At 66.7% G+C, this 8,982-nt stretch carries 9 protein-coding genes; 5 read left to right on the top strand and 4 right to left on the bottom strand.

The features are described from left to right. Window positions 1–344: 344 nt before the first annotated feature. Entirely contained in the window at window positions 345–641 is a 297-nt protein-coding gene (locus ACIPEK_RS45645) for a hypothetical protein (protein ID WP_402008721.1), read from the top strand. A 277-nt stretch (window positions 642–918) separates the two neighbouring features. On the opposite strand, the gene ACIPEK_RS45640 is transcribed toward ACIPEK_RS45645, so the two are convergent. Further along, the gene (locus ACIPEK_RS45640) at window positions 919–1,098 is read right to left on the bottom strand and encodes a hypothetical protein (protein WP_402008719.1); all 180 of its coding nucleotides are present in this window, start codon (window positions 1,096–1,098) and stop codon (window positions 919–921) included. Between the two features lie 1,115 nt (window positions 1,099–2,213). On the opposite strand from ACIPEK_RS45640, the gene ACIPEK_RS45635 reads away from it, so the two are divergent. After that, window positions 2,214–2,690 (top strand): hypothetical protein, encoded by a 477-nt coding sequence (locus ACIPEK_RS45635; protein ID WP_402008717.1) that lies wholly within the window; start codon window positions 2,214–2,216, stop codon window positions 2,688–2,690. Window positions 2,691–3,264: 574 nt separating this feature from the next. Here ACIPEK_RS45635 and ACIPEK_RS45630 read toward each other — a convergent pair. Both ACIPEK_RS45630 and ACIPEK_RS45625 read right to left on the bottom strand, forming a co-directional pair. After that, the gene (locus ACIPEK_RS45630) at window positions 3,265–3,513 is read right to left on the bottom strand and encodes a hypothetical protein (protein ID WP_402008716.1); all 249 of its coding nucleotides are present in this window, start codon (window positions 3,511–3,513) and stop codon (window positions 3,265–3,267) included. Between the two features lie 597 nt (window positions 3,514–4,110). Continuing rightward, window positions 4,111–4,311, bottom strand: a complete 201-nt coding sequence (locus ACIPEK_RS45625) for a CsbD family protein (RefSeq protein ID WP_402008714.1) — start codon at window positions 4,309–4,311, stop codon at window positions 4,111–4,113. Window positions 4,312–4,705: 394 nt separating this feature from the next. Between ACIPEK_RS45625 and ACIPEK_RS45620 the strand changes: the two genes are divergently transcribed. The 3 genes from ACIPEK_RS45620 (at window position 4,706) to ACIPEK_RS45610 (ending at window position 7,566) form a co-directional block, all read left to right on the top strand. Next, window positions 4,706–5,986: an ATP-binding protein gene (locus ACIPEK_RS45620; protein WP_402008712.1), complete on the top strand. Its 1,281-nt coding sequence runs from the start codon at window positions 4,706–4,708 to the stop codon at window positions 5,984–5,986. 172 nt (window positions 5,987–6,158) lie between these two features. Next, on the top strand, window positions 6,159–6,542 hold the full coding sequence (locus tag ACIPEK_RS45615; protein WP_402008710.1) for a hypothetical protein: 384 nt from the start codon (window positions 6,159–6,161) through the stop codon (window positions 6,540–6,542). Between the two features lie 331 nt (window positions 6,543–6,873). Beyond that, a complete protein-coding gene (locus tag ACIPEK_RS45610) occupies window positions 6,874–7,566 on the top strand; it encodes a transposase (protein ID WP_402008708.1) in 693 nt (230 codons plus the stop codon). Between the two features lie 140 nt (window positions 7,567–7,706). On the opposite strand, the gene ACIPEK_RS45605 is transcribed toward ACIPEK_RS45610, so the two are convergent. Next, window positions 7,707–8,210, bottom strand: coding sequence for a hypothetical protein (locus ACIPEK_RS45605; RefSeq protein WP_402008706.1), 504 nt, complete (start codon window positions 8,208–8,210; stop codon window positions 7,707–7,709). Window positions 8,211–8,982 lie beyond the last annotated feature (772 nt).

The raw sequence follows: 8,982 nt of genomic DNA, 5'->3' as shown, positions 1-8,982 counted from the left end.
CCGCCGGGCCGGGGGGCCCCCCCGCTCCCCCCCCCCCCCCCCGGGGGCGGGGGGGGGCGGGGGGGGGGGCGCCCCCCCCCCCCCCCCCCGGGGGGGGGGCCCCCCCCGCCGCTCGTGCGGTCGCCGGGCTTCCCTCGGGGGCTGAGGCGTACCGGGGGAGCACGGGCTGGACGCGCGGAGGGGCCCTGGCCCGGGAGGGTCACTCCCCATTTGGATGCGTTTCGCACCCGAACGGCCGCGCCAGGGTGACGAGGCTGTACCGGTGCTCGTTGGAGGGGAAGATCGAGCCAGTGGCGCAATCCGAATGCGCGCAGGCGGCTTCCGAGGCACGACCGGAGAACGTCATGACCGCTGCACATGCCCCCCATCCCGACCACACGCATCAGCACAGTGAGGGCTGCGGCCACGTCGCCGTCCCGCATGAGGACCACGTGGACTATGCGCACGACGGTCATTTCCACCGCGTTCACGACGAGCATGTGGACGAGTGCGAGCCGAGCGGGCACACCGTTCACGGCGACCACGCGCACCAGCATGGCGACGGGTGCGGTCATGTTGCGGTGCCGCATGGAGATCACGTGGACTACGTGCACAACGGTCACCGGCACGCCGGCCATGACGGGCACTGGGACGACCACTGACGGGGGCGAAGAGATGTCGGCTGCCCTGTGGCACGAGTGTTCGCATCGATGTCGGCCCACAGGTTCCTGGCCGCTGTTCGACCTGAATGCCGCCCTGCTGCCGGACGGAACGATACGACTTCACGTCGGCGTGGGCGTATGCCTCACGGCCATGACCGGCTGGATGCTGCTGATGCGTCAGTGGGGCGACCTCGTCGCCGACCCGGTGCACGAACTGCCGCGTGTTTCAGAGCAGTTCCCCGACATCCAACGGGCCCGAGCACACTCCCCGGAGTGGTCAACCCGGCGGGAACGGGACCGCGCGTACTGGTCCGAACGTGCCGTTGTTCTGCCGCCCGCCCCGCGCCTCCCTCTGCTGCGCGTGCCGGCCGCCACCACCCCACCGCGCTTCGTGCGGTGCGAATCCGGCCTCGATACCGACGCCTGGGCCGCGCTGCGAACCTGCAGTGTCGAACACGGAGTCACTCCCACCGCCCCCCTCGCGGCCTTCGCCCTGGTGTTCGCCCGGTGGGATGCGGGGCATCGGATATGTTTGAACACCACTCTGTTCGACCGCCCGGACACCCCGGACGAGGGCGTCGGCGCCGTCAGGGGCTTCGTCTCCACCGCTCTGGTCGGGACCCCGCTCTGCCTGCCGGGCGACTGGGAGGGCTATGCCGCGTACGCCGCCGAGGCCAACCACCGCTTCTGGGGATACCTGGACCACCGTTCCATATCCGGCGTCGAGGTACTGCGAGACCTGCGGGGGGACAGGCACGGTTCCGGCCGCCGCACTCAGTCACCCCGTGGTCTTTACCAACGGTGTGGGCCTCGCTGGGGGACGGCGAGCCTCCGACAGCATGGATCGGTGAGGAGGCCTTCGGGATCTCACAGACACCGCAGGTGCTGCTCGACCACATCGTGTGGGACGAAGGTGGCCGACTGCGACTGGCCTGGGGCCGCGTCGACGGAGCCTTCTCCGATGGCTGGATACAGGCGCTGCTCGACGCCTACGTCCGGCTCCTGGACACGCTGACGGACCGTGCGGCGTGGACGGACCGGTCCCTGGGCCGGGGCCTCTTCCTTTCACCGCCGTCCTCGGCGTCAGCCGCAGGGCTGCTCGTCCGCCTCGAAGGTCTCCCGTCGGGATACGGCCTGCCAACCAGGCCCAGATCAGGTCGGCGGTGTCCTGGCGGTCGACGACATGGTTTCGTGTACGGCGCCGCGCACCGCTGCTTTGGCCGGGCCGGCACGGTCAGGCGTCGATGAAACGGAGCTGACGGAGGAGCGGACGGGAAAGCGGACAGCCTCTGCGCGCCGCCTATTGTCACGCGTGCGACGAACTCCTGTCGGTGCCGCCGGGACGAGAACGTTCTGATGATTCGCACAGTAGTTGCATCTACTTCCTAGTAGAAATCACCCTGAGGCTGGGAGATGGTTTTCCGTGAAACAAGCATCTATCCATGCTGATATGGATTTCAGTAATCCGCACTAATTCCAGATCTCTCAGAACGGGTTTTCTCTGAAGGATCTGTGGGAGTTTCATGGCGCGGCCTGAAAACAGGACGCCTCCGGTCCCTTGAAGGGAAATTGATGAAACTCCGTACCTTCCCGTTGCTCGCCGTCGCGACCGCGCTGCTTGCGGTCAGCGGAATGCTGGCGGGTACCGCTCACGCCTCCGTGTCCGCGCCGGCTGCGGTTCGCCACACCCAGGCCTCCGGTGCGCGCCCCACGTCCGACACGCTGATCCATCCGAGGGCGACGCTGTACAAGAACCACGCCTGGACCTCGGGCAACGGCCGAGCCATCCTGCGGGTGCAGCAGGACGGGAACTTCGTCCTCTACAAGGACAACCGGCCGGTGTGGCAGGCCCCCGGCGCCTACCCCAACGGCGACCACGCGGTCATGCAGGAAGACGGGAACTTCGTCCTCTACGACCGTGGCGGCCACCCGCTCTGGGCCTCCGGTACCTGGCGCAAGGGTGCGTACCTTGCCGTCCAGGACGACGGCAACGTAGTCGTCTACAACGCCGACAGGCGCCCGGTCTGGGCCACCAATACGGGAGACTAACCCCTCGGTAGCGTCGTTCCGGGGTTCCCTGTAGTGACCCCTCACTGCATCAGACCTGTTTGCGTCACAGGTCTGATGCCTCTCTTTCCGATGCCTCTGCGGCCTCGGTCCCCATTCATCGGGGCGCGGAAGAGTCTGCCTTGTCATGCTGATGCGCTGGCCCGGTCCCATCGCGCACCGTGCACTCTTCCATCAGCTAGTTCAGCTCCTGCTCCGAATAAAGGTGATGACCGGAATTACTCGTCGTTACCCAGCGTGTGGTTGGCGCCCCTCAGTCCCTGGTCGTGGGTGGTCGGCTGGTGCAAAGCGTCGGAGATTCCAAGAACAGCGGCGGCCCGACCAAGCCGGTCCCCGGCCGTGAGTGGCTGTGGCCGTGGCTGTCCGAGGCCGGAGGGCTGGCCGCTGTGGCCGCCATAGGTGTCGGTCTGCTGAATCTCCCGAGCGATATAGGCCGGCGATCACTGGCTGTATCACCCTGGTGACGTTCGCGACGTTGTATGGGCACCACTCACCACGAACTGCTCGATGCCTTGTGCGGCGGGCAGAGGCTGCAACAGATCAACAGGCCCGATCGTCATCGCGCCTTTGACGAACGGCTGGCGATGACCTCGTACCGATGTGCTTCGGCGCCTTGCCACTGGACCACAGCGGCGTGGTCGAGGATCCGCTCCGGGTCCGCCAAGCCTGCGTCGGCGAGGAACACGATGAGGTCGTGATCGCTGTGTGCGAGTCCGAGTCTTTCGTCACGACTGTTGACGTGCACGGTCACGGGCCGGGCGCCGGACGGGGTGGGGGCGTGGATGGTGATCGATGGTGCTGCCATGACTCCAGGGTGGCCCGGGGTGACGGCGGGCGCATCTGGCCGGCCCGGATGCGGCGGTGCGGGTCTGGCCTGAGGATGGAGGTACCGGCGGTGGCCCGGTCGCCCCTGGCCTGTCTCCCTAACTGGCTGGCCGGGCCGCCTGCCGGTATCTGGTGTTCCCGCGGATCTTTGCGTGACGCAGTGTGACCTGCGCCGTCCAATCGGCGAAAGCACCGTGGGCGCTGGCTGCGTCTCACGAAGTTGCCATTTCCTCCCCCCCGTTGTCAGGCCACCCAGGCCGGTTGCTGCGCGGTGCCTCAATCCATCAGAGACCTATTTCGCCGACCGCAGGGTGGGAGGGAATATTCGCTGTTCGGAACGTGTGTTCACGCAGATCAACGTCCGCTGGCCCGTCGCAGTGAGCGCCTTCTGGCTGCCCTGGGCGCCAAATACTTCCAGTTGGCACACGGGCAGCGTTCGTCCCCCCCTCCGCGAGCCATTTTGCCAAACATGCGGAGACGGGGCAGATCAGGCAACAGACCGGACGCGAGTTCGATTGCGGATTGTCCGCCATGGGACCGGGCCCCCGCCGCTTGGACGGGGGCCCGGGGCCTGTAACTACTCGTCGTCGGTGATCAGCGGATCCTTCGGGCCGGACCTTCCGGGAATGCGCTTCTGGGCGTCATCTACGGCTTCCTTGGCCCGCCCCTTGGCCTGGTCTGCCTTCCCCTCGGCTTCTTTGCGTCGGTTGCCAGTCAACTTGCCCATGGCTTCCTTCGCCTTGCCTGTGAGCTTGTCCTTGCTGCTTCCGTGAGTCATCACGACTCCTCGCGTGGACGAATTCTTGCCCTTCCCAAACTAGGACACCTCAAGTCAGGTCGCCTTGTGTGAGACGCAGCGAGAGGGGGGATGCACCTGGCGCACCGGCCTTGGCCCCGCCGCACCCCCGTCGGCGGGGTCACCCACAGGTGTCCTGTGCCATAGAGGCTTGAGCGTTGCCGCTGAAGACTGAAGGTTGTGCCAACGACATGGAGCGGCCGGGACTTGCCGGGACTGCTGCCGATTATCAAACGCCGGAATCTCTCCCCGGGTGGTGGACACCCGCCCGCCCGGTCGACGGGCATCTGATCGGCGCGGAGAATGAGGGAGGAGCAGGGCAGCCCGCGCCAGGGTGTCGGCGTGGCGGTGGCGACCTGCCGACAAGGTGGCGATGATGCCGACGTGGCGATTGCGGGACTTCCGTGACGATGATCTGGACCGTGCAATCCAGATATGGGAACAGGACCGGCAGGACGACGATATGCCTCCCGTGTTCCCGGTCTCTGAGGCCATGGCCTCAGCCCGGACCGGCGGGACCGTAGTTGTTGCAGTGGCCGGCGAGGACCTGGTGGGCATGGCAGTGGCGCAGGCCCAGGGCGAGCGGGCCTGGATCACGCTGGTGGCGCTCGCAAGGATGTGGCGTAACCGCGGACTCGGGAGCGCCCTGATTGCAGAAATCGAGAGGCGTCTGCGCATACAGGGGGTGCGCCGCATCGGTGCGTTGCTCGCCCGAGGGGCCACCGGAACCACGGCGCTGGAAAACTCCGGCTACCGCACTCGCGACGGGTTGACCTTCTACGAGAAGGTCGAGCATCTCGGGGCGAGTGATGCAGGTCTGCTCGCGGAGCTCGGCGGAAGGGTGCTACCGCAGGGGCTCTGGGGTGCCCTCGCGGGCATGAAACGAGAGAGAGAAGCCATCGAGCGGCGGATCGTGCTGCCGCTGGCCGAGCCCGTGTTGGCCGACCGGTACGGAGTGACGCCGCCGAAAGCCGTCATCCTCTTCGGCCCGCCGGGCACCGGAAAGACCAGTTTCGCCAAGGCGGTAGCCTCCCGGCTGGCCTGGCCGTTCGTGGAACTCTTTCCCTCCCGGCTCACGGAGGGTGCCACCGGCGGCCTGGCCGCCTCACTGCGGGACACGTTCGCCGATCTGGCGGAGCTGGAATCCGTTCTGCTGTTCATCGACGAGGTCGAGGAGATCGCCGGCGTCCGGTCCGGTCACGCCGTCGATCCCGGCCACGGAGTCACCAATGAACTGCTCAAGCTGATCCCTGGTTTCCGCGACCACGACAACCGACTGCTGATCTGCGCCACCAACTCCGTCCGCTCCCTCGATCCGGCGTTCCTGCGCCCCGGCCGGTTCGACTACGTCATTCCGGTCGGCCCTCCCGATCCAAAAGCCCGGGCGGCGATCTGGCAGCGCTACCTCGGCCCCGCCGCCAACGACATCAAGCTCCACCAACTGGTGTCAGCCAGCGAGATGTTCACACCCGCCGACATCGAGTTCGCCGCTCGCAAAGGCTCCCACGTCGCATTCGAACGCGAAGTCACCGACCGCAAAGGCGTGCCGGCCAGTACCGAGGACTACCTCGCTGCCATTGCCGATACCCGCCCCACACTCACCGACCAGGCTCTCACCAAGTTCAGAGAAGACATCGAGCACCACGCGCGCATGTGATGCCGGGAGTTCCCGGCCCACTGCTCAGCGCTGCTGGACACAAGGTTTACGCAGTTTGCGCGATCGCAAAGGCTCCGCTTCGGCGAGGCCAACGCCCTCTCTGTCAGCCTTGGGTGAGACATCCCGTTCTGCGGGGTTGGCCTGAGAGGGCACGACGGGAGAACCGTCCCTTATGCCCAGTACAGAGCCTGTCGGGTCCGAGCCGGCGCTGAGGCCGAAGCGCCGCATTTTCACCTCGGAGTACAAGCTGCGGATTGTCGCCGAGTATGACGCCGCGCCCAGGAACGAGAAGGGTGCGGTCCTGCGCCGGGAACGGCTCTGCCACTCGCATGTCAAGGAGTGGCGGGCCGCCCGGGGTGCCGGGGCCCTGGAAAACCTGGTCGACCGCCGGACCAGCCCGGCCCGTGCGAAGAAGTCCGCCGCGGAGGTGGAGAGCGAAAAGCTGCGGCAGCAGGTGGAGCGGTTGCAGAGGGATCTGGCACGGAACAAGGCCGCACTCGAGGTGATGGGAAAAGCTTCCGCGCTCTTGGAATTGATCTGCGAGAGCGCGGACTGAAGCCTGCCGCGGACCCTGTCGTGGACGAGGCGTTCACCGGCGTCGAGGTTCAGCTGGGTATCACGGCCGTCTGTCGGCTGACCGGCCGCTCCCGTGCCACGCATTTCCGTCGGCTCCGGCCGGCGCCACCACGCAGAGCACGTGCCCCGCGGGTGCAGCCGTCGGCCCTGACGGCCGAAGAGCGGTCTGCGGTACTCGAGTTGATGAACGGTGACGAGTACGCCGAGCTGGCGCCCTCGCAGATCTGGGCCCGCGGGCTGGATGCCGGGCGCTGTCACTGCTCCGTCTCGACGATGTATCGGATCCTGCGCGAGCAGGATCAGTCGGGTGAGTGCCGACGGCAGGCCACCCATCTGGCCAAGGCGGTGTCCGAGCTGGTCGCCACCGGGCCCTCGCGGTGTTCACCTGGGACATCACCAAGGCGGCCGGGCCGGCCAAGGGCGTCTGGTATCACGCCTACGTGATCATCGACATCTTCAGCCGGTATATCTTCGGGTACACCGTCGAGCGGGCCGAATCAGCTGTGCGGGCCGAGGAGCTGATCCGCGGGACCATCGCCCGCAACGGCATCGTGCCCCAGACCGTGCACGCGGACCGCGGCAATTCGATGACGTCGAAGAAGGTCTCCCAACTGCTGATCGATCTGGGCGTGACGCGGTCGCACTCGAGGCCGAAGGTCTCCAACGAGAACCCTTACAGCGAGGCCCAGTTCAAGACCACGAAGTACATGTCGGACTATCCCGAACGGTTCGATTCGCCGGCCCGCGCACGCGAGTGGTTCGACGCGTTCATCGCGTATTACAACCATGAGCACCGGCACTCGGGTATCGGCTGGCACACCCCAGCCTCCGTCCACTTCGGGACCGCCGAGGAGGTCCGCGACCAGCGCGCGGTCACCCTCGCCGAGGCATACGCCCGCCACCCCGGACGCTTCGGCCGCCGCCCCAGACCACCCGAGATACCCCAGACGGCCTGGATCAACGACCCGGCCAAACGCAGGGAACCCGCACCACAAACCTCATAGCGTCACGACCGTCTCACTGGACTTGAAATCTTCCGACGGGGGAGTCGAAACGCACTGCTTGTCACAATCGGTCAGAGGCTGGAGGTGGCCCTGACAGCCACTCCTTGCCGTCCTGTCGCGCTCGAACTCCTGCTCAGTGCTTACGAGGGGGATTTCGGCTGGCCACGGCCGCTTCTTTCCTCACCCGAGCTCGGTCGGGACCACGCGCCCAGACCCACCAGTACGGCCGCCCCGGCTCCGTACACCGGCAGCCACAGGGTCGTAGTGGCTGACAGGCAGTCGGCAACAGCAACATGGGCCTGGACCTCCTGCGCGTGAGCCACGGCGGCACTCTCGCGACCAGCCAGGTTCGCCAGCGCGGCCTCCGCGCGGATGGCTTCGTACCTGCCGATGTCAGGGCACCCGCTACGAGTGCCGGGCATCGGAAAAAGCCATGCCCAGCGCTGCAGCGCGGGGGCCAGTGTGATCGCTACGCACAGGCCGACAACCAGCGAGTACGCGGCCAGATTCCGCATGTACGTGGATCCGAGGCCAGGGATCCACGTCGGCAGTCGGTAGAAGGAGAAAATCAACGCAAGAAGCGTCACTCCGATGTATGTGGAGAACCATTGCCAGGAACCCTGCGCGAGTGCGGCCGTCAGCACGGCGCGAGCGCGATGCCGATGACCCCCGGCTGACCGGGAGTGTCATGGTCCGCGTCAATGGATGATGATTGCCGGGCTTCTTGACGGCTGAGGTCGTCCATGGTCTCTCCTGCATGGTTCGGAGGCCATCAGCATCCGGGTACATCGCGCCTCGGCCCGGCGCCATGCCGGACCGGCCCGCAAGCCCGCCCGGTTGGTGGGCTTGCGGGCTTCTTCCCGGGCGCTGTCGCCGAGGGGCCGGAGCCGCAACGCCATTTGCCATGGGTGGCGAGCCAGCGTGCCAAGCGTCCTTCCTGAAAGCCTCCCCGCCACCGAGCTCGCCCGCGCCCGGACTGTCCACAAGTCCGAGAGCGACATCCGGGGGGCCGAGTCGCTGGGTATCGACCGCGAAGCATTCACCTACCGCAACACCGTATGCCGGTCTCGGCGACAGCAAACCTGTCTTTGCGGCAACTACCGTGCTTCGGCTCAGCCATGCGGTCATGCCGCCGGCTACTGCTGTGACCGGGCAGGTTCACCGGGTTTGGGCGACCAGGGTGAGCTCCGAGTCGGGATGGCCTGGTCAGCGGTGTAGCAGCCTGCGTGCCTCGGCTCTGCGACGATTGCTGAGTGAGCAAGCAGGAGTGGGACACATTGACCAAGTCTGAAGAAGCCTTCATGGTCAATTCCTATGAGAGTGAGGTTCCCCCGGCGTGCGGGAGGTGCTGATCAGCTGGTCAGGGCGGGTTGACGGGGTTTCAGGTTCGTTCGTTCGGCCGTTGCCTGGTCGGCG

It is taken from the genome of Streptomyces sp. NPDC088246, assembly GCF_044741025.1.
Classification (GTDB): Bacteria; Actinomycetota; Actinomycetes; order Streptomycetales; family Streptomycetaceae; genus Streptomyces.
This window is presented reverse-complemented; position numbering and strand designations above follow the sequence as displayed.